The organism is Streptomyces prunicolor (assembly GCF_045162825.1).
In the GTDB taxonomy this organism is placed as follows: Bacteria; Actinomycetota; Actinomycetes; order Streptomycetales; family Streptomycetaceae; genus Streptomyces; species Streptomyces prunicolor.
This window is the reverse complement of the sequence record NZ_CP108676.1, coordinates 2819279-2844380: the sequence shown is the minus strand read 5'-3', so window position 1 is coordinate 2844380 and position 25102 is coordinate 2819279. Positions and strand designations below refer to the sequence as shown.

22 protein-coding genes are annotated in these 25102 nt (G+C 70.1%); 18 read left to right on the top strand and 4 right to left on the bottom strand.

What is annotated here, in order from left to right; genetic code table 11:
• Window positions 1–178 precede the first annotated feature (178 nt).
• The 3 genes from OG588_RS12815 to OG588_RS12805 all read left to right on the top strand — a co-directional run bounded on the left by OG588_RS12815 (window position 179) and on the right by OG588_RS12805 (window position 2427).
• Window positions 179–718, top strand: a complete 540-nt coding sequence (locus tag OG588_RS12815) for an SAV_6107 family HEPN domain-containing protein (protein ID WP_405947382.1) — start codon at window positions 179–181, stop codon at window positions 716–718.
• A 259-nt stretch (window positions 719–977) separates the two neighbouring features.
• Window positions 978–1748, top strand: a complete 771-nt coding sequence (locus OG588_RS12810) for a methyltransferase (protein WP_393042679.1) — start codon at window positions 978–980, stop codon at window positions 1746–1748.
• Window positions 1749–2025: 277 nt separating this feature from the next.
• A complete protein-coding gene (locus OG588_RS12805; RefSeq protein WP_019062335.1) occupies window positions 2026–2427 on the top strand; it encodes a DUF3040 domain-containing protein in 402 nt (133 codons plus the stop codon).
• A gap of 121 nt (window positions 2428–2548) precedes the next feature.
• Here the strand turns inward: OG588_RS12805 and OG588_RS12800 are convergent, their stop codons facing one another.
• The 4 genes from OG588_RS12800 to OG588_RS12785 all read right to left on the bottom strand — a co-directional run bounded on the left by OG588_RS12800 (window position 2549) and on the right by OG588_RS12785 (window position 8092).
• Entirely contained in the window at window positions 2549–4930 is a 2382-nt protein-coding gene (locus OG588_RS12800) for a DUF3488 and DUF4129 domain-containing transglutaminase family protein (protein WP_405947381.1), read from the bottom strand.
• Window positions 4927–6282: a DUF58 domain-containing protein gene (locus OG588_RS12795; RefSeq protein ID WP_405947380.1), complete on the bottom strand. Its 1356-nt coding sequence runs from the start codon at window positions 6280–6282 to the stop codon at window positions 4927–4929. The genes OG588_RS12800 and OG588_RS12795 overlap by 4 nt, the downstream gene beginning before the upstream one ends.
• Window positions 6282–7307 (bottom strand): MoxR family ATPase, encoded by a 1026-nt coding sequence (locus OG588_RS12790; protein WP_026151232.1) that lies wholly within the window; start codon window positions 7305–7307, stop codon window positions 6282–6284. The genes OG588_RS12795 and OG588_RS12790 overlap by 1 nt, the downstream gene beginning before the upstream one ends.
• A gap of 236 nt (window positions 7308–7543) precedes the next feature.
• Window positions 7544–8092: a beta-class carbonic anhydrase gene (locus tag OG588_RS12785; protein ID WP_393042682.1), complete on the bottom strand. Its 549-nt coding sequence runs from the start codon at window positions 8090–8092 to the stop codon at window positions 7544–7546.
• 428 nt (window positions 8093–8520) lie between these two features.
• Between OG588_RS12785 and rsmH the strand changes: the two genes are divergently transcribed.
• From rsmH to OG588_RS12710, 15 genes are all read left to right on the top strand, one after another.
• Entirely contained in the window at window positions 8521–9477 is a 957-nt protein-coding gene (gene rsmH, locus OG588_RS12780) for a 16S rRNA (cytosine(1402)-N(4))-methyltransferase RsmH (protein ID WP_405947379.1), read from the top strand.
• A 37-nt stretch (window positions 9478–9514) separates the two neighbouring features.
• Window positions 9515–10123 (top strand): septum formation initiator family protein, encoded by a 609-nt coding sequence (locus OG588_RS12775; protein ID WP_405947378.1) that lies wholly within the window; start codon window positions 9515–9517, stop codon window positions 10121–10123.
• Window positions 10124–10128: 5 nt separating this feature from the next.
• A complete protein-coding gene (locus tag OG588_RS12770) occupies window positions 10129–12120 on the top strand; it encodes a peptidoglycan D,D-transpeptidase FtsI family protein (protein WP_405947377.1) in 1992 nt (663 codons plus the stop codon).
• 173 nt (window positions 12121–12293) lie between these two features.
• A complete protein-coding gene (locus OG588_RS12765) occupies window positions 12294–13829 on the top strand; it encodes a UDP-N-acetylmuramoyl-L-alanyl-D-glutamate--2,6-diaminopimelate ligase (RefSeq protein WP_405953108.1) in 1536 nt (511 codons plus the stop codon).
• Window positions 13830–13833: 4 nt separating this feature from the next.
• Window positions 13834–15249, top strand: coding sequence for a UDP-N-acetylmuramoyl-tripeptide--D-alanyl-D-alanine ligase (gene murF / locus OG588_RS12760; RefSeq protein WP_405947376.1), 1416 nt, complete (start codon window positions 13834–13836; stop codon window positions 15247–15249).
• Entirely contained in the window at window positions 15246–16319 is a 1074-nt protein-coding gene (gene mraY / locus OG588_RS12755) for a phospho-N-acetylmuramoyl-pentapeptide-transferase (RefSeq protein WP_405947375.1), read from the top strand. Before murF ends, mraY begins: the two co-directional genes overlap by 4 nt.
• A complete protein-coding gene (gene murD / locus OG588_RS12750; RefSeq protein WP_405947374.1) occupies window positions 16301–17734 on the top strand; it encodes a UDP-N-acetylmuramoyl-L-alanine--D-glutamate ligase in 1434 nt (477 codons plus the stop codon). The genes mraY and murD overlap by 19 nt, the downstream gene beginning before the upstream one ends.
• A 21-nt stretch (window positions 17735–17755) precedes the next feature.
• Entirely contained in the window at window positions 17756–19123 is a 1368-nt protein-coding gene (ftsW, locus tag OG588_RS12745; protein ID WP_365309908.1) for a putative lipid II flippase FtsW, read from the top strand.
• A gap of 6 nt (window positions 19124–19129) precedes the next feature.
• Window positions 19130–20221, top strand: coding sequence for an undecaprenyldiphospho-muramoylpentapeptide beta-N-acetylglucosaminyltransferase (murG, locus tag OG588_RS12740; RefSeq protein ID WP_033284460.1), 1092 nt, complete (start codon window positions 19130–19132; stop codon window positions 20219–20221).
• A gap of 25 nt (window positions 20222–20246) precedes the next feature.
• Entirely contained in the window at window positions 20247–21041 is a 795-nt protein-coding gene (locus OG588_RS12735) for a cell division protein FtsQ/DivIB (RefSeq protein ID WP_405947373.1), read from the top strand.
• A gap of 277 nt (window positions 21042–21318) precedes the next feature.
• On the top strand, window positions 21319–22506 hold the full coding sequence (ftsZ, locus tag OG588_RS12730; RefSeq protein ID WP_366092026.1) for a cell division protein FtsZ: 1188 nt from the start codon (window positions 21319–21321) through the stop codon (window positions 22504–22506).
• Entirely contained in the window at window positions 22503–23231 is a 729-nt protein-coding gene (gene pgeF / locus OG588_RS12725; protein ID WP_405947372.1) for a peptidoglycan editing factor PgeF, read from the top strand. The genes ftsZ and pgeF overlap by 4 nt, the downstream gene beginning before the upstream one ends.
• 6 nt (window positions 23232–23237) lie before the next feature.
• Window positions 23238–23957, top strand: coding sequence for a YggS family pyridoxal phosphate-dependent enzyme (locus OG588_RS12720; RefSeq protein ID WP_405947371.1), 720 nt, complete (start codon window positions 23238–23240; stop codon window positions 23955–23957).
• 128 nt (window positions 23958–24085) lie between these two features.
• Window positions 24086–24727: a cell division protein SepF gene (locus OG588_RS12715; protein ID WP_033284465.1), complete on the top strand. Its 642-nt coding sequence runs from the start codon at window positions 24086–24088 to the stop codon at window positions 24725–24727.
• 50 nt (window positions 24728–24777) lie between these two features.
• Complete coding sequence (locus tag OG588_RS12710) at window positions 24778–25068, top strand: YggT family protein (RefSeq protein ID WP_200712994.1); 291 nt, start codon at window positions 24778–24780, stop codon at window positions 25066–25068.
• Window positions 25069–25102: the final 34 nt, after the last annotated feature.

The window sequence follows — 25102 nt, the reverse complement described above, 5'->3', positions numbered from 1 at the left end:
TTCCCCATCCCCTGTTGCCGGGTTCTTTTGAACTGACTGGTCAGTGCAAAAAGTAACCCGAACCTTCGATCGAAGCAAAAGCGCAGGTCAGAACGGATTGTCAGTGCCATACCTCACGATGGGCACATACGGCACTACCTGACTGGGCGTGCCGTCACACGACGACAGGAGGTTCGTCATGGCCCACCCGTCCGCAGCCGCCGCCCGCCGGCGCCGCGCCGCCGGCCCTGCCCCCTCACTGACCGGCCCGGCGAGCGACGTGCACCCCGTGCTCCGCCGGGCCACGGCCCCGCCCGCCGCTCTGGATCTCCTAGCCCAGGCCCGTGCGGGACTGGACGAGGCAGCAGTCCTCGAAACGTCGAACGAGCGCTATGCCACAGCCCACTTGGCCGCCCTGCGCACCGCCGCCGCGGTACTCGCCGCGCGGGTCCAGCCGGAGCCCACGACCCGGCGTCGCGGCCGTATCCGCAGCGCCTGGGAAGTGCTCCCCGAGATCGCGCCCGAACTCACCGAGTGGAGCGCCCTGTTCGCCTCCGGCGCCCGGCGCCGCGCGCGGGCCGAGGCGGGCATCCAGGGCGCGGCGACCCGCCGGGACGCCGACGACCTCATACGCGACGTGGCGATGTTCCTGCGCCTGGTCGAGCGGATGCTCGTCCTCCAGCCGGTCCTGCCCCAGCCACGCCAGGACCCTGAGCGGCCGGGGGACCGAGCAGGATGAGCGGCGCCTGGGCGAACTCCGCCGAGGCACAGCGCCCCAAAGGGGCGCGAGGAACGGCGCGACCAGCCCCCACCGGCCCGCAGGTTCATCACCGCTCTACCAGCGGAGCACTTCCGCGCGAGACGCATGACCAGGTACGGCACCGGAGGCAATAGGGTGGAAGGCGCCTGAAGCCTTCCCTCCGCCCGCAGCCGGGCCGGGGAGGCAGCCCGTTCGCTCCGCCGTGCACAGGCGGTGCCGCGCCGAGGAGTCAACTGCCGTGTCGGACCCGAGCCGCCCCCGCGCCTCCCTCCGTACCGCCGTGGTCTGGGACGTCCTTCAGGACGCCCTCGACCGCCGGGTCAAGGCCACGGGTCGGGACGCGCTGGACGTCCTCGACACCGGAGGCGGCAGCGGCAACTTCGCGGTGCCCGTCGCCCGCCTCGGGCACCGCGTCACCGTCGTCGACCCCAGCCCGAACGCGCTGTTCGCGCTGGAGCGCCGCGCCGCCGAGGCCGGTGTCGCCGACCGTGTGCAGGGCGTCCAGGGCGACGCGCACGGCCTCTTCGACGTGGTCGAGCGCGGCGGCTACGACGCGGTGCTGTGCCACGGCGTGCTGGAGTACGTGGACGACCCCGCCGAGGGCGTCCGCACGGTGGTGGCCGCGCTGCGCCCCGAGGGCGTCCTCAGCCTGCTCGCCGCCGGGCTCGGCGGTGCGGTGCTCGCGCGCGCCCTCGCCGGCCACTTCAAGGAGGCCAGGCAGGCCCTCGACGACCCGAACGGCCGCTGGGGCGCCGCCGACCCCGTCCCGCACCGTTTCACCGCCGAGCAGCTCGCCGCGTTCGTCGAGGGCGCGGGCCTGGACGTCGGCGCCGTGCACGGGGTGCGGGTCTTCGCCGACCTGGTCCCCGGAGTGCTCGTGGACACCGAGCCCGGCGCCCTGGACGCGCTGCTGAAGCTGGAGGCCGCGGTGGCCGAGCTCCCGGCGTTCCACTCCGTGGCCACGCAGCTTCATGTGCTCGGCGAGACGCGGGGTGCCGGCGAGGCGTGAGTGGCCTCCCGTGCCGGACCCCTGATCAGGGGCTCGACAGCACATGGAGTACGCCACAGGCCCCCCGATCGGGGGCCCGGCGCCGTATGATCGAGGGAGACCGGTCGGCATGACGGGACGGCCGCTGGGGAATGGAAGCTTCAGCGAGCCGGAACGGCCATGGCGGATTCCGGTTGGTCAATTGGCGTAGAGGGGCGGGTTTCACGGGGGCGATTCCCTGCCTATCCTGAAGGGACCCCCCGGGTCGCCCCGGCGACTGCACGATGAGGAGGACTCCGTGCCGCTCTCGGAGCACGAGCAGCGAATGCTCGAGCAGATGGAGCGAGCGCTGTACGCCGAAGATCCCAAGTTCGCGACAGCGCTTGAGGGAAGCGGGCTGCGCACGTACACCCGGCGACGGGTCTACCAGGCGATGGCCGGCTTCCTCGTGGGTATTGCGCTCCTCATGACAGGAATGGTCGCCAAGCAGATTTGGGTCAGCGTGATGGGGTTCCTCGTCATGCTGGGCTGTGCGGTGCTCGTCGTGACCGGTTGGCGCAAAGCCCCCAAGCCTGGCGAACAGCCCGCCGCGGGCGCACCGCACGCCCGCCATCAGGGACGGCAGCGGCGCTCGGTGATGGATCGTATCGAGCAGCGCTGGCAGCGCCGCCGCGACGAGCAACAGGGCGGCGGCCAGTAGCGGCACCCGGCCCCGCGGAAGCAGAACACGCGGCGCTCCTCAAGACACGAGTGAGGGGGTGACCACCGATTCGGTGGTCACCCCCTCCCGTATGCCTGCTGTGCTCTCCGGGCCGTGCCCGCTAGCCCTGCTGTCCGGACGGCTTGCGCAGGGTCGGCCGCAGCGCCGCCGCCCGTGTCGTCACCGACATCCACCAGGCCGACAGCGCCCACACCACCCGGACGGTCGAGCGCGGGGCGACCAGTGCGCGCAGCCGCGTGGAGCGGCCGGCCGTCTCCTGGAACCCGACGACGACCCGCCGGACATCCTTCGCGAGCCCCGCCGCCAGCTGCGGCCGGGGCGCGTACAGGACCTGCTCCACGGCGTCCGCCACGCGGTGCACCGAAGCGGCGGACGGTGGGTCGAGATGCCCGAGTCTCACGATCCGGGCCGCCGCCTTGCGCGGGGTCAGCGACTCGTCGGGCGAGATCCCGAAGTCCCAGGCGGTATCGGTCAGTTCCTCCCACACGGCCAGCGTGTGGATGGCCGCGTCCGCCTCCGTACGACCGTGCGCTCCCAGCCGTACGGAACGCATCCGGGTCCGCCACAGCATCGGCGCGAAGGGGACCGTCAGCAGCAGGAGCGCGGCCAGGCCCAGCGCCACCATCTGCGCGTACCACCAGGGACCCCGCGGCTCACCGCCCGTGGCGAGCGCCGGGGCCTGGCTCGTGCAGTCGTCCAGCTTCCGCTGCTGGGCCGTGCAGCTCTCGCTCGCCGAGGGGGCCGCGGAGGGCGCCGTGCTCGTCGAGGTCGAGGGGACGGCCGGGTCCGGGACGTCACTGCCGGGCGTGGTCGACTGGGTGTACGACGGCACCGAGCCCCGGTTGGGGGTCGGCTCGAAGCGGGTCCAGCCCACGCCCTCGAAGTACAGCTCGGGCCAGGCGTGCGCGTCCTTCAGGCCCACCGACACCGTGCCGTCCGCCTCCGGGGTGCCGGGCGCGAAGCCCACCGCGACCCGGGCCGGAATGCCCAGGGTGCGGGCCATCGCCGCCATCGCGAAGGAGAAGTGGACGCAGAAGCCCTGCTTGTCCCGCAGGAACTTGGCGATCGCGTCGCGGCCGGTGCCGACGTCCACCTGGGTGTCGTACTGGAAGCCGCCGGTCACCGCGAAGTAGTCCTGGAGCTTGACCGCCTGCTCGTAGTGACTGGTCGAGCCCGCGGTGACCTTGCGGGCGGTGTCGGCCACCACCGCGGGCAGCGACTTCGGCACCTTGGTGTACTGGTCCCTCATGGCCGACGACGCCTGCGGCGCGGTGGCCAGCTGCTCCGCGGTCGGCTCCACGTCCAGGCTGGTGACCGTGTAGGTCGCCCCACGCGTGTTCTGGCCGTGGTCGCCCACGACCGTCATGCCCACGGGCTCGTAGCGCCAACTGCCGTCGATGCTCACGTGGCTGGGCGGGTACGGCATCGGCAGCCAGTCCTGGGCGTACCAGTCCGCGGCCGAGATCCGGGTCAGGATCTTCGAGCGCTTGACGTCGGCGCCGAGGCCGGTCGGGGTGGGGAACTGGTTCGGCACTCCGACGATGTGCCGCTGGGACGGCTTCCAGGTGGTGCCGTCGAAGTCGTCCAGGGACACGATCCGCAGATACATGTCCGAGGGGTCGGTCGAGGTGGTGTCCACGGACAGGACCTGGCGGTTCTCGTCCACGTTCAGGCTGTCGCGGAGCGAGACCAGCGGGTTGACCGCGGAGATCGTGCCGCCACCTCCGGTGCCCGCGCCCACGCCCGTCCCGGCGGCGTCCAGCAGGCCGCCCGAGATGGTGGGCAGCGGCAACAGGGCGATGGCCATCGCGACCGCGCCGATCCGCCGCCCGGTGCGCACCGGGGCGAGCGGTCCCGAGGACTCCGGGCCCCCGGTGGTACGGGCCGCCCCGCCGAAGACCCGGCCCCACTGGGCGAGCCGGTCCCGGCCCTCGGCCAGCAGCAGCATCAGATAACCGGCCGCGGCGAGCAGGAACCACAGCCAGCTGACGCTGCTCTCGGACAGCCCGGCGGCGACCGAGTACAGCGCGAGCAGCGGCAGCCCGGCAGGCGCCGCGCTGCGGAAGGTGACCGCGAGCGTGTCCACCGCGAGGCCGATCACCAGGACACCGCCGATGAGCATCAGCCGGATGCCGTCGTGCAGCGGGGCCGGGATCGCGTACCGGGAGACGTCGTTGGAGCCCTGCTGGAGCAGGTCGGCGAAGTGCTGGAAGGCCTCGGGGCCGGGGACGAACCCGGCGAGGGCCTGCGCGTGCGCGAAGACCAGGGTCAGCATCAGCAGCGTGACCAGGGCCTGCGCGGCGACGGTCAGCGGCCGGGCCAGCGGCACCCGCCGGGTCGCCGCGCCCACGCCGGTCTGGATCGCCAGCATGAAGGCGGCCTGGACGATCCAGGTCGCCGGGGAGACCAGCGGCAGCAGGGCGCAGGACGCCAGCAGTGTGGCCACCCAGGCGCAGATCGCCAGTCGTGCCCGCCCGCTCATGCCCATCCCTCCCCGAGGCCGGTCGCGGTGATGCCGTTCCGCTCCCGGTCCGCCGATTGCCACAACTCCGTCAGGGACGCGCCGCGCGGTACGCCCACGGCGGTCCAGCCCGCGTCGCGCAGCAACCGCAGCCGCTCCTCGCGCTCGTCACCGGGACCGGCCACGTCGGTCGACTCGCGCACCCAGCCGTCGCTGTCCAGCACGAAGGCGAGGGCGCCCCCGCTGCGCTGCCGCATCCGGGCGACGATCGCCGCCTGTTCCTCGTCGAGGTCGCCGAAGAAGGCCACCAGAAGCCCTTCGTTCCCGCTGCGCAGGACGTCGTAGGCCCGGGACAGGCCCGCGCCGTCCGAGTGGTCGATCACCGCGAGGGTGTCCATCATCAGCCCGGCCGCGTCCGCCGACTCCTGGCTCGCGCCCGCGAACCCGTCGGCGTCCTGGCCGGGCACCGAGTTGCCGGTGTCGCTCAACAGCCGTACGGAGAAGCCCCGTTCCAACATGTGCACCAGGACGGAGGCGGCGCCGGAGACGGCCCACTCGAAGGCCGAGTCCGGGCCCTGGCCCGCGAAGGCGATGCCCCGGGTGTCGAGCAGGACCGTGCAGCGGGCGCGCTGGGGCTGCTCCTCGCGGCGGACCATCAGCTCGCCGTAGCGCGCGGTGGAGCGCCAGTGCACGCGGCGCAGGTCGTCGCCGTAGCGGTACCCGCGCGGGATCACGTCGTCCTCGCCCGCCAGGGCCAGCGAGCGGTTGCGTCCGTCGCCGTAGCCCTTGGCCTCGCCGCTGAGGCGGACCGGAGGGAGGGCCTCCACGCGCGGGATGACGGTGAGGGTGTCGAAGGTCGAGAAGGAGCGGGTCAGTTCGCACATCCCGAAGGGGTCCGTCAGACGCAGTTGCAGCGGGCCCAGGGGGTAGCGGCCGCGCAGGTCCGAGCGGACCCGGTAGGACACCTCGCGCCGGCCGCCCGCCTCGACCCGGTCCAGGACGAACCGGGGACGCGGGCCGAGCACGTACGGCACCCGGTCCTGGAGCATCAGCAGGCCCGTGGGCAGCCGCGAGACGTTGTCCATCCGCAGATGGACGCGGGCCTCGCTGCCGGCGGGCACACGCGCGGGGGAGAGCCGACGGCTGCCGGCCACTCGGTAGCGGGTGCGGTAGAGCACGGTCGCGCAGACCAGGGGCAGCACGGCCAGCAGCAGCCCGACCCGGAGCAGATCGCTCTGCCCCAGGACGTACGCGCAGACCGCCGCGGCGATACCGGCGGCCAGGAAGGAGCGTCCACGGGTCGTCAGCCCGGCCAGGGCCGTACGGACACCGCCCTTCTCGTCCCGGTCGGTCTCCGCCTCCCCGGTGGTCATCACAGCCTCCGGGGAGGCTGCTGGCCGTACCCCCCGAGGCCCAGGCCGCTCTGCGGGGCCGGCGCCGCGGGCACGGGGGTGCGCTGGAGGATCTCCTGGACCACCTGCTCCGCCGTACGACGGTTCAGCTGGGCCTGGGCGGTGGGCAGCAGGCGGTGCGCGAGGATCGCGACCGCGAGCGCCTGGATGTCGTCCGGCAGAGCGTACTCACGGCCGCTCAGGGCTGCGGAGGCCTTCGCCGCGCGCAGCAGGTGCAGCGTCGCGCGCGGGGAGGCGCCGAGTCTGAGGTCGGGGTGGTTGCGCGTGGCGGAGACCAGCTCCACCGCGTACCTGCGCACCGGGTCGGCGACGTGGACGCCGCGGACCGCCTCGACCAGCTTGACGATGTCGTGCGCGTGCGCCACCGGCTGGAGGTCGTCCAGCGGGCTCGCCCCGCCGTGGATGTCCAGCATCTGTAGCTCGGCCTCCGCGCTGGGATAGCCGATGGAGACCCGGGCCATGAAGCGGTCGCGCTGGGCCTCGGGCAGCGGATAGGTGCCCTCCATCTCGACCGGGTTCTGCGTGGCGACCACCATGAAGGGGCTGGGCAGCTCGTAGGTCTGGCCGTCGATGGTGACCTGCCGCTCCTCCATGGACTCCAGGAGCGCGGACTGGGTCTTCGGCGAGGCGCGGTTGATCTCGTCGCCGATCACGATCTGGGCGAAGATGGCGCCCGGTTTGAACTCGAAGTCCCGCTGCTGCTGGTCCCAGATGGACACACCGGTGATGTCCGAGGGCAGCAGGTCGGGCGTGAACTGGATTCGCCGCACCGAACAGTCGATCGACCGGGCCAGCGCCTTGGCCAGCATTGTCTTGCCCACACCCGGAACGTCCTCGATCAGAAGATGTCCCTCGGCGAGCAGCACGGTCAGCGAAAGCCGTACGACCTCGGGCTTGCCCTCGATCACTCCTTCCACCGAACTGCGGACACGCTCCACAGTGGCGGTCAGATCTGTAAGGCTCGCTCGATCGTCATAGGTCGTCACCCGGCCCTCCTCGGCCCGTTCTTTCCATGGGCCGACGCGCGCACTGCGGACCGGCCCACCCCGAAACACGGACGGCACGCGGGAAAAGTTCCGCGTGACGCCACACCCGCATTCTTGTTGCCGTTACCGGTTCGTGTCACTCGCCTGTGGACAACTGCCTTCGCTTTGTCGGGTCTTACGACCTTTTGCGCGGTCCGAGGGGCGAACTTTTCGAAGTTTCGGGGCGGGCGGGTGCGTCAGGCGGGGTCGATCTCGCGCAGCAGACCCGACTTCACGTCGAAGACGAAGCCGCGCACATCATCAGTGTGCAGCAGGAACGGCGAGGTGCGCACACGCTGCATGGACTGCCGTACGTCCTGTTCCACGTCCCGGAAGGCCTCCACCGCCCAGGCGGGGCGCTGGCCGACCTCCATCTCCAGGTCGTGCCGGAACTCCTCGGTGAGGGACTCCAGACCGCAGCCGGTGTGGTGGATGAGCACGACACTGCGGGTGCCGAGCGCCCGCTGGCTGATGGTGAGGGAGCGGATCGCGTCGTCGGTGACCACACCTCCCGCGTTGCGGATCGTGTGGCAGTCGCCGAGCTCCAGGCCGAGCGCGGCGTGCAGGTCGAGGCGGGCGTCCATGCAGGCCACCACGGCCACCTGGAGGACTGGGTGGGCGTCCATCCCGGGATCGGTGAAGGCGGCGGCGTATCGCGCGTTGGCCTCGACGAGGCGGTCCGTCACGGTCCCGCCGTCGGCTATGGCGCCTTCGGACTCTGTGGGTACGGATGCGGAGGTCGTCATACCTGTGACGGTACTGGTCACCGGCGGTGCGGTCTTGGTGCGGGATGGGAAAAAGAGCGTCATTGCGTCCTCTTGTGAGGTAACCCACACGGGTGGCGGGGGTGCACCCGTCCGGGTGATTCTTCCCGTTTTGACGCTTCACACGCACCCGGGCCCGCGACGCGCAGGCCGGTTGATTGACCGTGAGACAGCGTGGACTAAAGTTGCGCGAAGCGGGAGGCGAGGCTCTCCCTGCTGGACTTTTCCCGGAGACCCCGGCGACTTTCCGGATTCTCCCCCAGCTTGAACGACACGTGCGCGGCGCGTACGTACGGCTCGGCCTCCTCCCGCTCCCGTTCGGCTGACGCTTTCGGCGCCGGCAGGCTTCCCCTTCACCCGCGGGCGGGGACCCGGCGGTGCGTACGGCCTGCCGGATCTGAGAGGGCCCCTTGAGCCAGAGTCGACACGTCCCGGTGATGCTCCAGCGGTGCCTGGACATGTTGGCCCCCGCGCTGGAGCGGCCGGGCGCGGTGGTCGTCGACTGCACGCTCGGCCTCGGCGGGCACAGCGAGGCCCTGCTGACCCAGTTCCCCGAGGCCCGTCTCGTCGCCCTCGACCGCGACAAGGAGGCCCTGCGCCTCTCCGGCGAACGCCTCGCCCCCTTCGGTGACCGCGCCACCCTTGTGCACGCCGTCTACGACGAGTTGCCCGACGTACTGGAACGGCTCGGCCTCGCGCGCGTGGAGGGCGTTCTGTTCGACCTCGGCGTCTCCTCCATGCAACTCGACGAGGCCGACCGCGGTTTCGCCTACGCCCAGGACGCGCCCCTCGACATGCGCATGGACCAGACGACCGGCATCAGCGCGGCCGAGGTCCTCAACACCTACGCGCCCGGTGAACTCGTCCGCATCCTGCGGGCGTACGGCGAGGAGAAGCAGGCCAAGCGGATCGTCTCCGCGGTCGTACGGGAGCGCGACAAGGAGCCGTTCAGCAACAGCGCGCGGCTCGTCGAGCTGATCCGCGACTCGCTGCCCCAGGCCGCCAAGCGGACCGGCGGCAACCCGGCCAAGCGCACCTTCCAGGCGCTGCGCATCGAGGTCAACGGCGAACTCTCCGTCCTGGAGAGTGCGATCCCCGCCGCCGTGAAGTCCCTTGCCGTGGGCGGCCGGATCGCCGTCCTGTCGTACCACTCGCTCGAAGACCGCCTGGTCAAGCAGGTGTTCGCGGCCGGCGCCGCCAACACCGCGCCTCCTGGGCTGCCTGTTGTACCCGAGCAGTACCAGCCCCGGCTCAAGCTCCTGACGCGCGGTGCCGAACTTCCCACCGAGGAAGAGGTCGCCGAGAACCGGCGGGCGGCACCCGCGCGGCTGCGAGGGGCTCAGCGCATCAGGGAGGACATCGGGTGAGTGCGTATCGCGTGTGGGCGTGGCGTCTGGGGTGCGAGTGAGCAGGAAACCTGAACTGAGGGGCAGGGCTGCCCGACTCGCGCGGCTCTTCCCCACCGGGCCCGCGCAGACAGGCGGGATCCAGGCGGCCCGGACCCCGTTCGTCCTCCTTGTCGTCCTCCTCCTGGGCGGCGGCCTGATCGCGCTGCTCGTGCTGAACTCCGCGCTCAGCGAAGGGCAGTTCAAGCTGGACGACCTCCAGAAGCAGACGAAGAGCCTCACCGACGAGGAACAGGCCCTCCAGCGGGACGTCGACGCCTACTCCGCCCCCGACGCCCTCCAGCGCCGTGCCCACGAGCTGGGCATGGTGCCCGGCGGGGACCCCGCCTTCCTCGACCCCAATGGCACGGTGAAGGGTGTCCCGGAACAGGCCGCCGCGAAGACCGTGAGCACACCGGCGGTCCTCGCCCCCGAAGCACTCGTCAGCAGGCCGAGCCCGAGCCCCAGTTCGAGCCCGGGCTCCACGGCCGTCGTACCGGCACCGGCCCCCGCGGCCACCCCCGTCGCGACCCGGCCCGTACAGCCCGCGAAGACCTCTACAACCAAGACCTCCACCGCGCAGTCATCCACAGCACAGTCCTCCACCCCGACAACACCCGGCAGGTGACGGAAGTGTCCGACAGGGAACCGCCGCGCCGCCGAGTGCCAGGACCGGCCAGGCCCGAACGCCCGGAGGGCGGTAACGCCCCCCGGCGCCGCCCCGGGCCCGGTGCCCGTCCGGCCCGCCGCCCGGCATCGCCTCCGCCCTCGGCCGCAGCCGGCCGCCCGGCGGGCCCCCGCTCCCTCCGGCTCGGCAGCCCCCGCCCCCGGCTGCGCATGATCAGCCTCGCGCTGACCCTCGTACTCATCGCGTTCGTCGTACGGCTGCTCCAGGTACAGGCCGTCGACGCGAGCGCGTACGCCGCCAAGGCCGCGCAGAACCGGTACGTCGACTACGTCCTGGCCGCCGAGCGCGGCGAGATCACCGACCGCTCCGGGGTGGCGCTGGCGACCAGCGTGGACGCGTACACGATCACCGCCGACCCGACGCTCTTCACCCGTAAGCAGCTGAAGATCGACGACGGGCCCGAACAGGCGGCCGCCCTACTCGCCCCGATCCTCGGCGTGGACCAGGCCGGACTGGTCAAGAAGCTCAGGCCCGCGAACAAGAACCTGCGCTACGTAGTGCTCGCCAACCGCCAGACCCCGCAGGTCTGGAAGCAGATCAAGGACCTGAAGAGCGCGCTGAACACGAAGGCCTCGACCGACCCGACCACGGTCAACGTCGTGGCCGGTGTCCTCGCCGTCCCCACCACCAAGCGCGTGTACCCGAACGGCGATCTCGCCGCCGGGATACTGGGCTGGGTCAACGCCGACGGCAAGGGCGGCGGCGGGGTCGAGCAGCAGCTGAACAAGGACCTCACCGGCAAGGACGGCAAGGTCCGTTACGCCCAGTCCGGCGGTCTCCAGGTGCCCACCGCGGGCTCCACGGAGACGCCCGCGGTGCCCGGTGCCGACGTGGAGCTGACGATCGACCGTGACATCCAGTGGGCCGCGCAGAACGCCATCGCCGAGCAGGTGAAGAAGTCCAAGGCGGACCGCGGGTACGTGATAGTGCAGGACACCCGCACCGGCGAGATCCTCGCCATGGCCAACGCGCCCGGCTTCGACCCGAACGACCTCTCGCAGGCCAGCGCCGCGTCCCTGGGCAACGCGGCCGTCCAGGACGCCTACGAGCCCGGTTCCACCGCCAAGGTCATGACGATGGCCGCCGTACTCCAGGAGAACGCGGCCACCCCGCTGACGCATGTCGTCGTGCCGAACCGGCTGCACCGCGGGGACCGGCTCTTCCAGGACGACGTGGACCACGCGACCTGGAACCTCACCCTCAACGGCGTGCTCGCCAAGTCCAGCAACATCGGCACCATCGAGGCGGCCGGGCAGCTCGGCAAGACCCAGCCCGAGGCCAACCAGGTCCTGTACTCGTATCTGCGCAAGTTCGGCATCGGCAGCTACAGCGGGCTCAATTTCCCCGGTGAGACCAAGGGCATCCTCGCGCCCGCCGACAAGTGGTCGACCTCGCAGCAGTACACGATTCCTTTCGGCCAGGGCATGTCCCTCAACGCCCTCCAGGCGGCGTCCGTCTACTCGACGGTCGCCAACGGCGGAGTCCGCGTCGAACCCACCCTGGTGCGCGGCACGAAGGGTCCCGACGGCCGCTTCACGCCCGCGGCGACGCCCAAGAAGACCCGGGTGATCAGCGCGAAGACGGCGAAGACCCTCGCCCAGATGCTGGAGTCCGTGGTGGACGACGAGCAGGGCACGGGCGGTAAGGCCGCGATTCCGGGGTACCGGGTCGCGGGCAAGACCGGCACCGCCAACCGCGTGGATCCGGCCACCGGCAAGTACAAGGGCTACACCTCGTCGTTCGCCGGGTTCGCGCCCGCCGACAACCCCCGCATCACCGTCTACTGCGCGATCCAGAACGCCACCAGCGGAAGCTACTTCGGCGGTCAGATCTGCGGACCGATCTACAAGCAGGTGATGGAGTTCGCCCTCAAAACCCTCCAGGTCCCGCCCACCGGGGCGAAGGCCGCGAATCTGCCCGTGACCTTCACGCCCTGATCAGCGCAACAGCCAGGAACCGATCCGTGACCATGATCACTTCCCAGTCCGGGAACCAGGGCCAGCAGGACAGCAGGCCCGGCCCCTCGCTTCGCCCCGGGGCGGGTGCGCCCGGTACGCTCACCGCCGTGCCACCCGCCGACCACTCCCAAACCCCCCAGAAGGGCGCATCCGTGACCTACCCGGGGCCGCCCAGGCCGGCGCAGCTCTCCGCCACACCCCTCGCGGAACTCGCCGACGAACTGGGCGCCGCCGTGACCATGACGACAGCGCCGGTGCCGACCGCCGAGATCACGGGCATCACCCATGACTCGCGCGCCGTCCGCCCCGGCGACCTGTACGCCGCGCTCCCCGGCGCCCGGCTGCACGGCGCCGACTTCGTCACCCAGGCGGCAGGCCTCGGCGCCGTAGCGGTGCTGACGGACCCGGCCGGCGCCGACCGCGCGGCCGCAACAGGCCTGCCGGTGCTGGTCGTTGAGGATCCGCGCGGGCAGATGGGCGAGCTGGCGGCGACCATCTACGGCCATCCCGGCCGCGATCTGCTCCAGATCGGCATCACCGGCACCTCCGGCAAGACGACGACCGCGTACCTCGTGGAGGGCGGCCTGAAAACGGTCCGGTCCACCGGTCTGATCGGTACGGTCGAGATGCGCATCGGCGACGAGCGCATCAAGTCGGAGCGCACGACCCCCGAAGCCACCGATCTCCAGGCCCTGTTCGCGGTCATGCTGGAGCGCGGGGTCGACGCGGTCGCCATGGAGGTCTCCAGCCACGCGCTGGTCCTCGGCCGGGTCGACGCCTGCATCTTCGACATCGCGGTCTTCACCAACCTCAGCCCGGAACACATGGAGTTCCACACGGGCATGGAGGACTACTTCCAGGCCAAGGCGCAGCTGTTCACGCCACTGCGCAGCAGGCAGGGAGTAGTCAACCTTGACGACGAGTACGGCCGCAGGCTCGCCCGGGAGGCCACGGTCCCCGTGACCACCTACTCCGCCGAGGGCCACCCGGACGCCGACTGGCGCGCCCAGGACGTCGAAGTCGGCCCGATGGACTCGACGTTCACCGCGGTCGGCCCCAAGGGCGAGCTGATCACCGCTCGTTCGCCGCTCGCCGGTTCCTTCAACGTGGCCAACACCCTCGCCGCGATCGCCGCCCTCGCCACCGCGGGGCTCGACCCGCAACTCGCCGCCGATGGCATCGCCGAGGTGCCGGGCGTGCCGGGGCGCCTGGAGCGGGTGGACGCCGGGCAGCCGTATCTCGCGGTCGTCGACTACGCCCACAAGACGGACGCCGTCGAATCGGTCCTGCGCGCGCTGCGCAAGGTCACCGAGGGCAAGCTGCACGTCGTGCTCGGCTGCGGCGGCGACCGCGACAAGACCAAGCGCGAGCCGATGGGCGCCGCTGTCGCCCGGCACGCCGACACCGCCGTACTGACCTCCGACAACCCCCGCTCCGAGGACCCCCTCGCGATCCTCGCGACCATGCTCCAGGGCGCCGCGTCGGTGCCGGCGCACGAGCGTGGCGAGGTCCAGGTCTTCGAGGACCGGGCCGCCGCCATCGCCGCCGCCGTCGCCCGCGCACAGCCGGGCGACACCGTGCTGGTCGCGGGCAAGGGCCACGAGCAAGGCCAGGACATCGCCGGAGTGGTCCGTCCCTTCGACGACCGCCAGGTGCTTCGCGAAGCTATCCAGAAGACCCAGGGATGAACTTGTGATCGCCCTCTCCCTCGCCGAGATCGCAGAAGTCGTCGGCGGGCAGACGCACGACATACCGGATCCGTCCGTCCAGGTCACCGGCCCGGTGGTCCGCGACTCCAGGGAAGTGGAACCCGGCAGCCTCTTCGTCGCCTTCGTCGGCGAGCACGTCGACGGCCACGACTTCGCGAACGCGGTGGTCGAGGCGGGCGCGGTGGCCCTCCTGGCGTCCCGCCCGGTCGGCGTGCCCGCGATCGTCGTGGACGACGTCCAGAGCGCGCTCGGCGCCCTCGCCCGTCATGTCGTACGACGGCTCGGCGCGACCCTCGTCGCCCTCACCGGCTCGGCGGGCAAGACCAGCACCAAGGACCTCATCGCCCAGGTGCTCGCCCGCAAGGCGCCCACGGTGTTCACACCGGGATCGTTGAACAATGAGATCGGGCTGCCGCTGACCGCGCTGAGCGCCACCGCCGAGACGAGGTTCCTCGTCCTGGAGATGGGCGCCCGCGGCATCGGTCACATCCGCTACCTCGCGGATCTGACGCCCCCGCAGATCGGCCTCGTCCTCAACGTCGGCACCGCCCACATCGGCGAGTTCGGCGGTCGGGAGCAGATCGCGCAGGCAAAGGGTGAACTCGTGGAGGCGCTCCCTTCAGTTGAAGACGGCGGCGTCGCGGTCCTCAACGCGGACGATCCGCTCGTACGAGCCATGGCGTCCCGTACGAAGGCGAAGGTGATCCTTTTCGGAGAGTCCGGCGAAGCGGACGTACGGGCCGAGAACGTGCGACTCACGGACAGCGGACAGCCCGCCTTCAGGCTCCACACACCCTCCGGTGCAAGCGACGTGACCATGCGCCTGTACGGTGAGCACCACGTGTCGAACGCGCTCGCCGCGGCCGCCGTCGCCCATGAGCTGGGCATGTCCGCAGACGAGATCGCCACCGCGCTCTCCGAGGCGGGCTCCCTCTCCCGCTGGCGGATGGAGGTCACCGAGCGTTCGGACGGCGTGACCATCGTCAACGACGCCTACAACGCGAACCCCGAGTCCATGCGAGCCGCCTTGCGCGCGCTCGCGGCCATGGGCAAGGGGCGGCGGACCTGGGCGGTGCTCGGCAAGATGGCCGAGCTCGGGGACGAGGCGCTCGCCGAGCACGACGCGGTCGGACGGCTGGCCGTCCGGCTCAATGTCGGCAAGCTCGTCGCGGTCGGGGGCAGGGAAGCGTCCTGGCTGCAACTGGGCGCATATAACGAGGGTTCGTGGGGTGAGGAGTCGGTGCACGTGTCCGACGCACAGGCGGCGGTCGACCTGTTGCGCAGCGAGTTGCGCCCGGGAGACGTCGTTCTCGTGAAGGCGTCCCGGTCGGTCGGTCTGGAGAGCGTGGCGCAGGCGCTCGTCGAGACCGGTGCCGAGGGTGGGGTCGATGCCCGATGATGAAGCAGATCCTGTTCTCGGGCGTCATCGGTCTCTTCCTGACGCTGGTCGGCACCCCGCTGCTGATCAAGCTGCTGGCCCGCAAGGGCTACGGCCAGTACATCCGTGACGACGGCCCGCGCGAGCACGCCAGCAAGCGCGGTACGCCGACGATGGGCGGTATCGCCTTCATCCTGGCGACGGTCGCCGCCTACTTCCTTTCCAAGCTCATCACCGGCTACCCCCCGACCTACTCGGGGTTGTTGGTGCTCGGCCTGATGTGCGGCATGGGTCTGGTCGGCTTCCTCGACGACTACATCAAGATCGTCAAGCGGCGTTCGCTGGGCCTGCGGGCCAAGGCGAAGATGGCCGGCCAGCTGATCGTCGGCATCAGCTTCGCGGTCCTCGCGCTGATGTTCCCGGACGCCCGCGGCAACACCCCGGCCTCGACGAAGCTGTCGTTCATCACGGACTTCGGCTGGAAGATCGGCCCGATCCTGTTCGTGATCTGGGCGCTGTTCATGATCCTCGCGATGTCGAACGGCGTGAACCTGACGGACGGTCTGGACGGCCTCGCCACCGGCGCCTCGGTCCTGGTCTTCGGCGCCTACACCTTCATCGGTGTCTGGCAGTTCCAGGAGTCCTGCGCCAACGCGACGACCCTGACCAACCCGAACGCCTGCTACGAAGTGCGCGATCCGCTCGACCTCGCGGTCATCGCCTCCGCGCTGATGGGTGCCTGCCTGGGCTTCCTGTGGTGGAACACCTCGCCGGCCAAGGTCTTCATGGGGGACACGGGCTCACTCGCCCTCGGCGGTGTTCTCACCGGCCTGGCGATCCTCTCCCGCACGGAGCTGCTCGTCGCCATCATGGGTGGCCTCTTCGTCCTCATCACCATGTCGGTGGTCATCCAGGTCGGCTCCTTCAAGCTCACCGGCAAACGGGTCTTCCGCATGGCCCCGCTCCAGCACCACTTCGAACTCAAGGGCTGGTCCGAAGTGCTCATCGTGGTCCGCTTCTGGATCATCCAGGGCATCTGCGTGATCGTCGGCCTGGGCCTCTTCTACGCGGGATGGGCAGCGGAAAAGTGACCGATGGGCAGGGGCTCTCCTTCGAGGGCAAGCACGTCACCGTCGCCGGGCTCGGTGTCTCCGGCATCCCGGCGGCCAAGGTCCTGCACGGCCTCGGCGCGCTCGTCACGGTCGTCAACGACGGCGCCGACGAGCGCTCCCGGGCCCAGGCGGCCGACTTGGAGGCGCTCGGCATCACCGTGCGCCTCGGCGATGGTGCGACCCTGCCCGACGGCACCGAACTGATCGTCACCACCCCCGGCTGGCAGCCCGACAAGCCGCTGTTCACGGCGGCGCGCGAGGCGGGCGTTCCGGTGTGGGGGGACGTGGAGTTGGCCTGGCGTCTGCGCGGCCCCGAGGCGGCCCCCTGGCTGGCCGTCACCGGCACCAACGGCAAGACCACCACCGTCCAGATGCTCGCCTCCATCCTGAAGGCGGCGGACCTGCGTACGGCGGCGGTCGGCAACATCGGCGTCTCGGTCCTGGACGCCGTACTCGGGGACGAGCAGTACGACGTCCTCGCCGTGGAACTGTCGAGCTATCAGCTGCACTGGGCGCCCTCGCTGCGCGCCCACTCCGCCGCCGTTCTCAACCTGGCGCCCGATCACCTCGACTGGCACGGCTCGATGGAGGCGTACGCCGCCGACAAGGGCCGTATCTACGAAGGCAATCGGGTCGCCTGCGTCTACAACGTTGCCGACAAGGCCACTGAGGAACTGGTCCGCGAGGCCGACGTCGAGGAGGGGTGCCGGGCGATCGGCTTCACCCTCGGCAGTCCCGCGCCGTCCCAACTCGGCGTCGTGGACGGCATTCTGGTGGACCGCGCCTTCGTCGAGGACCGGCAGAAGAACGCGCAGGAACTCGCCGAGGTCGCGGACGTCAATCCGCCCGCCCCGCACAACATCGCCAACGCCCTTGCCGCCGCTGCCCTCGCGCGCGCCTTCGGGGTGCCCGCGAAGGCCGTACGGGACGGGCTGCGGGCCTTCACGCCCGACGCGCACCGCATCGCGCACGTGGCCGATGTGGACGGTGTCGCGTACATCGACGACTCAAAGGCCACCAACACCCATGCGGCGGAAGCCTCGTTGGCGGCCTACGAGTCGATCGTGTGGATCGCGGGCGGACTCGCCAAGGGTGCGACCTTCGACGAACTCGTCGCCAAGTCGGCGAAGCACCTTCGGGGCGTGGTGCTGATCGGTGCCGATCGCGCGCTGATCCGCGAAGCCCTCGCGCGACACGCGCCGGAAGTACCCGTCGTCGACCTCGACCGGACCGACACTGGGGCGATGCTCGCGGCTGTCCAGGAGGCACAGCGGCTCGCCGCCGCCGGCGACACGGTGTTGCTCGCCCCCGCCTGCGCCTCCATGGACATGTTCGCCAACTACAACAAGCGCGGTGACGCGTTCGCCACGGCGGTTCGCGAACTCGGCGCCTGACCGACGCAAGCGGAGGCGCTGATGCCCAGTAGCCGTACCGGCCGGCCGCCCGTGCAGCAGCGGACCCCCAGACGTCCCGCAGCCGCCAGGACCGTCCGTGACAACCCCGTACGACGGCTCTACGCCAACGCGCGCCGGGCCTGGGACCGTCCGCTGACGGCCTATTACCTGATCGCCGGCGGTAGCGTGCTGATCACCGTGCTGGGTCTGGTGATGGTCTACTCGGCCTCCCAGATCACCGCGCTCCAACTCTCGCTGCCCGGCTCGTATTTCTTCCGCAAACAGTTCCTCGCGGCCTGTATCGGCGGGGTGCTGGCGCTTGCCGCCTCGCGGATGCCGGTCAAACTGCACCGGGCGCTGGCCTATCCGATCCTCGCGGGCGCCGTCTTCATGATGGCGCTGGTGCAGTTGCCGGGGATAGGGATGTCGGTCAACGGCAACCGCAACTGGATCTCGCTCGGCGGCTCCTTCCAGATCCAGCCCAGCGAGTTCGGCAAGCTGGCCCTCGTCCTGTGGGGCGCCGATCTGCTCGCCCGCAAGCAGGACAAGGCGATGCTGTCCCAGTGGAAGCACATGCTGGTGCCGCTGGTGCCGGTCGCGTTCATGCTGCTCGGGCTGATCATGCTCGGCGGCGACATGGGTACGGCGATCATCCTCACCGCGATCCTGTTCGGCCTGCTCTGGCTGGCCGGTGCGCCGACCCGGCTCTTCGTCGGCGTTCTCTCGATCGCGGCCGCGATCGGTGTGATCCTCATCAAGACCAGCCCCAACCGCATGGCCCGGCTCGCCTGCATCGGCGCCACCGAGCCCAAGACCGGGGTCGCCGACTGCTGGCAGGCCGTGCACGGGATCTACGCGCTCGCATCCGGCGGGATCTTCGGCTCCGGGCTCGGGGCGAGTGTGGAGAAATGGGGTCAACTCCCCGAAGCCCACACCGACTTCATCTTCGCCGTCACCGGTGAGGAACTGGGTCTGGCGGGCACACTGTCGGTGCTCGCCCTCTTCGCGGCTCTAGGCTATGCGGGTATCCGCGTGGCCGGACGCACGGAGGACCCCTTCGTCAGGTATGCCGCGGGAGGCGTGACCACCTGGATCATCGCTCAGGCGGTGATCAACATCGGTGCGGTGCTCGGCCTGCTGCCGATCGCCGGCGTCCCGCTCCCGCTGTTCTCCTACGGGGGTTCCGCCCTGCTGCCGACCATGTTCGCCATCGGGTTGTTGATCGCCTTCGCGCGCGACGACCCCGCTGCGCGGGCGGCGCTTGCGATGCGGCAACCCCGCTTTGGTAGAAAACGGGGGGCCAGGGGACCCGGTTCCGGTCGGAGTCCCCGCAGATGGAACACGATGAGACGGCGTGCCTCGGCGGCGCGTTCGTCCGGAGAGCGGTGAATTTCGGTGCATGTCGTACTCGCCGGTGGGGGGACCGCCGGCCACATCGAGCCCGCGCTCGCCCTCGCGGACGCCCTGCGCAGGCAGGACCCCACTGTGGGGATCACGGCCCTGGGCACGGAGCGCGGCCTTGAGACCCGTCTCGTACCCGAGCGGGGCTACGAACTCGCGCTGATCCCCGCCGTACCCCTGCCGCGCAAGCCCACCCCCGAACTGATCACCGTGCCGGGCCGGTTGCGCGGCACGATCAAGGCGGCCGAGCAGATCCTGGAGCGCACCAAGGCGGACTGTGTCGTCGGCTTCGGCGGCTATGTGGCGCTGCCCGGCTATCTCGCGGCCAAGCGCCTCGGGGTGCCGATCGTGATCCACGAGGCCAACGCCCGGCCCGGGTTGGCCAACAAGATCGGCTCGCGGTACGCGGCCCGGGTCGCCGTCTCGACCCCGGACAGCAAGCTGCGGGACGCCCGCTACATCGGCATCCCGCTGCGCCGCACGATCGCCACCCTGGACCGCGCGGCCGTACGCCCCGAGGCCCGGGCCGCGTTCGGGCTCGACCCGAACCTGCCGACGCTGCTGGTCTCCGGCGGCTCGCAGGGCGCCCGTCACCTGAACGAGGTGGTCGAGCGGGTCGCGCCGTACCTCCAACAGGCCGGAATCCAGATCCTGCACGCGGTCGGCCCGAAGAACGAACTGCCGCAGGTGCACCAGATGCCGGGGATGCCCCCCTACATCCCGGTACCGTACGTGGACCGGATGGACCTCGCGTACGCCGCGGCCGACATGATGCTCTGCCGCGCGGGCGCGATGACCGTCGCCGAACTCTCCGCCGTCGGACTACCGGCCGCCTACGTCCCGCTGCCCATCGGCAACGGCGAACAGCGGTTGAACGCCCAGCCGGTGGTCAAGGCCGGCGGCGGACTCCTGGTCGACGACGCGGAACTGACGCCCGAGTGGGTCCAGGGCAACGTCCTGCCCGTGCTCGCCGACCCGCACCGGCTGTACGAAATGTCGCGCGCGGCAAGCGAGTTCGGCCGCCGGGACGCCGACGACCTGCTCGTCGGCATGGTGTACGAGGCGATCGCCTCGCGGCACCGCTAGCCATATGTGAGAGAGGCAGGGGATCGTGGCCGGATCGACGACCGCCGAGCGCGGTGAACGCCAACAGGAGTCGTCCGGCCCGCCCCTTGTCCGGCGCCTGGGACCACGGCGCCTTCGTCTGATTGTCGTACTCGCCCTCGCCGCAGCCCTGTTGGGCACCGCCGCGGTCTGGCTGCTCTACGGCTCGCAGTGGCTGCGGGTCGAGAAGGTGTCGGTCTCCGGGACCAAGGTTCTGACGCCGGAGCAGGTGCGCGAAGCCGCCGGCGTTCCGGTCGGCGGACCGCTGATTTCCGTCGACACTGATGCGATCGAAGCCCGACTCCGCAGGAAATTGCCCCGAATTGACGCGGTTGACGTAGTCCGTTCCTGGCCTCATGGAATCGGGCTGAAAGTGACCGAACGCAGCCCGGTTCTGGTGGTGAAAAAGGGTGGAAACTTCGTCGAAGTGGACGGCAAGGGCGTGCGATTCGCCACTGTTTCCACGCCGCCGAAGTCCGTCCCCACCCTCGAATTGACGCTCTCCCAGTCGAGTTCGTCCGCGGCCAGCCTGCGCCGCTTCGGCGAGGGCCGGCTCATGCGTGAGGCGGTGAAGGTCGCGGGTGACATTCCGGCCGCGGTCGCGAAGGACACTCAAGTCGTCAAGGTCCGTTCCTACGACGACATCTCGCTGGAGTTGAGCGGCGGCCGGACGGTCTCTTGGGGAAGTGGCGACAAGGGCGCGGCGAAGGCGCGTACGCTCACCGCTCTCATGAAAGCAGCTTCCGGCGCCCGGTACTTCGACGTAAGTGTTCCCACCGCCCCTGCGTCAGCCGGGAGTTGACGCACATTCGCGCAGGCCAGCACCCTGGTTGGGCAGCGCTACGGCTGATCACATAGGGTGAAAAGAAAAACGGGAGGTTCGGCGTGTTCGTTGAACGTGCGCCACTTGTCGACTTAGTGTCCTGTTCAGAAGACTTCAAGGAACGGACACACTGGTAACCCTAAACTTCAACGTTAGGGTTCGGGTCGGCGCTACGGACCGTCCCATTCGGCATCCGTCGTCGGATCGTGGAACACCGCGATCGGCGACACGTAACTCGAGGCGAGAGGCCTTCGACGTGGCAGCACCGCAGAACTACCTCGCAGTCATCAAGGTCATCGGTGTCGGCGGCGGTGGTGTCAATGCCATCAACCGGATGATCGAGGTCGGCCTCAAGGGCGTCGAGTTCATCGCCATCAACACCGACGCGCAGGCGCTGTTGATGAGCGACGCCGACGTCAAACTCGACGTCGGCCGCGAACTCACCCGCGGACTCGGCGCCGGCGCCAACCCGGCCGTCGGCCGCAAGGCCGCCGAGGATCACCGTGAGGAGATCGAGGAGGTCCTCAAGGGGGCCGACATGGTCTTCGTGACGGCCGGTGAAGGCGGCGGCACCGGCACCGGCGGCGCACCCGTCGTGGCCAACATCGCGCGCTCCCTGGGCGCCCTCACCATCGGCGTGGTCACCCGCCCGTTCACCTTCGAGGGACGGCGCCGGGCGAACCAGGCGGAGGACGGCATCGCCGAACTCCGCGAAGAGGTCGACACCCTCATCGTCATCCCGAACGACCGGCTGCTGTCCATCTCGGACCGCCAGGTCTCGGTCCTCGACGCCTTCAAGTCGGCGGACCAGGTCCTGCTCTCCGGTGTCCAGGGCATCACCGATCTCATCACCACGCCCGGCCTGATCAACCTCGACTTCGCCGACGTCAAGTCCGTGATGTCCGAGGCCGGTTCGGCCCTCATGGGCATCGGCTCGGCCCGCGGCGACGACCGCGCGGTGGCGGCCGCCGAGATGGCGATCTCCTCGCCGCTCCTGGAAGCCTCCATCGACGGCGCCCGCGGCGTCCTGCTCTCCATCTCCGGCGGCTCCGACCTCGGCCTGTTCGAGATCAACGAGGCGGCCCAACTGGTCAGCGAGGCAGCGCACCCCGAGGCCAACATCATCTTCGGCGCGGTCATCGACGACGCCCTCGGCGACGAGGTCCGGGTCACGGTCATCGCGGCCGGCTTCGACGGCGGCCAGCCGCCGACCCGGCGTGAGACGGGCTCGAGTTCGTCCTCGGCCCGCCGCGACGAGCCGACTCCGGTACGGCAGGAGAGCCGTCCGTCCTTCGGCTCGCTCGGCAGCGTCAAGCCGAAGGAGGAGCCGGAGCACGCTCCGGAGCCGGTCGCCGACCTCCCGGTCTCGCCGCCGGTCCCGCCGTCGCGGACCTACTCGGACAGCGCCGCCGAGGAGCTGGACGTACCGGACTTCCTGAAGTGATAGGACAGTTCGACACCGTGAGCGGCGCGCACTTCGCCTTCACCGACAGGTGGGGCGGGGTGAGCGCCGTTCCGTACGAGGAGCTCAATCTCGGCGGTGCGGTCGGCGACGACCCCGAAGCGGTACGTACCAATCGCGAACTGGCCGCCAAGTCACTGGGGTTGGACCCGGCGCTGGTGGTCTGGATGAACCAGGTGCACGGCGCGGACGTGGCGGTCGTCGAGGGGCCCTGGGGCTCCTCGGACATCCCCGCCGTCGACGCGGTCGTCACCGCCCGGCGCGGCCTCGCCCTCGCCGTGCTGACCGCCGACTGCACCCCGGTCCTGCTCGCCGACCCGGTCGCCGGGATCGCCGGCGCGGCCCACGCCGGACGCCCGGGCATGGTCGCCGGGGTCGTTCCCGCCGCCGTAGCGGCCATGGTGGAACTCGGCGCCGATCCCGCCCGGATCGTCGCCCGCACCGGACCCGCCGTCTGCGGCCGGTGCTACGAAGTGCCCGCGGACATGCGTGCCGACGTCGCCGCCGTGGAATCCGCGGCGTACGCCGAGACGAGTTGGGGCACTCCCGCGGTCGACGTGACCGCCGGAGCGCACGCGCAGCTCGACCGGCTCGGGGTGCGCGACCGGGAGCAGTCGCCGGTGTGCACCCGTGAATCGGGCGACCACTTCTCGTACCGCCGCGACCGGACGACCGGGCGGCTGGCGAGCTATGTCTGGCTGGACTGATCGGGCATGACGGACCGTAAGCAAGAAATCGCCGTGAATCTGGCGAGAGTCGAGGAGCGCATCGCCGCCGCCTGCGCGGCGGCCGGGCGGAAGCGCGAAGAGGTGACCCTGATCGTGGTCACCAAGACCTATCCGGCGAGCGATGTACGAACGTTGGCCGAACTCGGTGTGCGTCATGTCGCCGAGAACAAGGACCAGGACGCCGCCCCGAAGGCCGCCGACTGCGCGGATCTGCCGCTGAGTTGGCACTTTGTCGGTCAGTTGCAGACCAACAAGGTGCGATCCGTGGTCGGTTACGCCGATGTCGTGCAGTCGGTCGACCGTTCCCGGCTCGTCACCGCGCTGTCGAAGGAGGCCGAGCGGTCCGGGCGCGAACTGGGCTGTCTCATCCAGGTCGCGCTCGACGCGGGAGTGAGCGGGCGGGGCGAGCGGGGTGGCGTCGGGCCGGGCGGGATCGGGGACTTGGCCGATCTCGTCGCCGGGGCTCCGGGGTTGCGGCTCGACGGTCTGATGACCGTCGCTCCGCTCACCGGTGAGTACGCCGGACGCCAACAGGAGGCGTTCGGGCGGTTGATGGATTTGTCGACTGACCTGCGCCGAGCCCATCCTGCTGCGAACATGGTGTCGGCAGGGATGAGTGCGGACCTCGAACAGGCCGTGGCAGCCGGAGCGACACATGTACGCGTCGGCACTGCGGTACTCGGCGTGCGCCCCAGGCTCGGGTAACGTCGCCAGGAAGTCGGACCACAGCAGAAAATATGGTCAACGCCCCCGAAAGTGGGCGTAACGACCTCGTGGATCGCGGGCACTTGGCAGTCGTCAGCCGATCCACCACAGAGCGGAGGACTCAGAGCATGGCCGGCGCGATGCGCAAGATGGCGGTCTACCTCGGCCTCGTGGAGGACGATGGGTACGACGGCCGGGGTTTCGACCCCGATGACGACTTCGAACCCGAACTGGACCCGGAGCCCGAGCGGGACCGTCGACGGCACGAGCCGTCGCACCAGTCACACACCCCACATCAGTCTCAAAGGGACGAACCGGTACGAGTGGTGCAGCCTCCGGCCCCTCGTGAACCGGTGTCCCATTCCGCTTCACTGGGTGCGGAATCAGGGCGTCCGGCGCGTATCGCGCCCGTGGCATCCATCACACAAGAACGCCAGTCCCTGGAGAAGAACGCACCGGTGATCATGCCCAAGGTCGTGTCGGAACGAGAGCCTTACCGGATCACCACACTGCACCCCCGGACCTACAACGAGGCCCGTACCATCGGGGAACACTTCCGTGAAGGCACCCCGGTGATCATGAATCTGACCGAGATGGATGACACAGACGCCAAGCGACTTGTCGACTTTGCAGCCGGTTTGGTGTTTGGTCTTCACGGCAGCATCGAGCGGGTGACGCAGAAGGTGTTCCTGTTGTCGCCTGCTAACGTCGATGTCACGGCGGAGGACAAGGCCCGCATCGCAGAGGGCGGGTTCTTCAATCAGAGCTGAGACAGGCAGCCGCTAGGAAGCACGGAACAGGGGAGAGGGAAAGACAGACCATGAGCGTGTTCGCGCAGGTGATCTACATCGCGCTGATGGTGTTCCTCATCGTGCTCATCTTCCGGTTGGTCATGGACTACGTCTTCCAGTTCGCCCGCTCATGGCAACCTGGTAAGGCGATGGTGGTCGTTCTGGAGGCCGCCTACACTGTCACCGATCCACCGTTGAAGCTTCTACGGCGGTTCATCCCGCCGTTGCGTCTCGGGGGCGTGGCGCTCGACCTGTCCTTCTTCGTCCTGATGATCATCGTCTACATCTTGATCTCTATCGTGGGCAAACTCGCGGGGTGACAGTGGACGATACGGTCTTGCCGACTGCCGATGA

Excerpts from the sequence above, each read along its gene's own strand:
- OG588_RS12815 (WP_405947382.1), top strand. The coding sequence starts at position 179 with ATGGCCCACCCGTCCGCAGCCGCCGCCCGCCGGCGCCGCGCCGCCGGC.
- OG588_RS12800 (WP_405947381.1), bottom strand. The coding sequence starts at position 4,930 with ATGAGCGGGCGGGCACGACTGGCGATCTGCGCCTGGGTGGCCACACTG.
- OG588_RS12795 (WP_405947380.1), bottom strand. The coding sequence starts at position 6,282 with ATGACCACCGGGGAGGCGGAGACCGACCGGGACGAGAAGGGCGGTGTC.
- OG588_RS12785 (WP_393042682.1), bottom strand. The coding sequence starts at position 8,092 with ATGACGACCTCCGCATCCGTACCCACAGAGTCCGAAGGCGCCATAGCC.
- mraY (WP_405947375.1), top strand. The coding sequence starts at position 15,246 with ATGATGAAGCAGATCCTGTTCTCGGGCGTCATCGGTCTCTTCCTGACG.
- murD (WP_405947374.1), top strand. The coding sequence starts at position 16,301 with ATGGGCAGCGGAAAAGTGACCGATGGGCAGGGGCTCTCCTTCGAGGGC.
- ftsW (WP_365309908.1), top strand. The coding sequence starts at position 17,756 with ATGCCCAGTAGCCGTACCGGCCGGCCGCCCGTGCAGCAGCGGACCCCC.
- OG588_RS12720 (WP_405947371.1), top strand. The coding sequence starts at position 23,238 with ATGACGGACCGTAAGCAAGAAATCGCCGTGAATCTGGCGAGAGTCGAG.
- OG588_RS12715 (WP_033284465.1), top strand. The coding sequence starts at position 24,086 with ATGGCCGGCGCGATGCGCAAGATGGCGGTCTACCTCGGCCTCGTGGAG.
- OG588_RS12710 (WP_200712994.1), top strand. The coding sequence starts at position 24,778 with ATGAGCGTGTTCGCGCAGGTGATCTACATCGCGCTGATGGTGTTCCTC.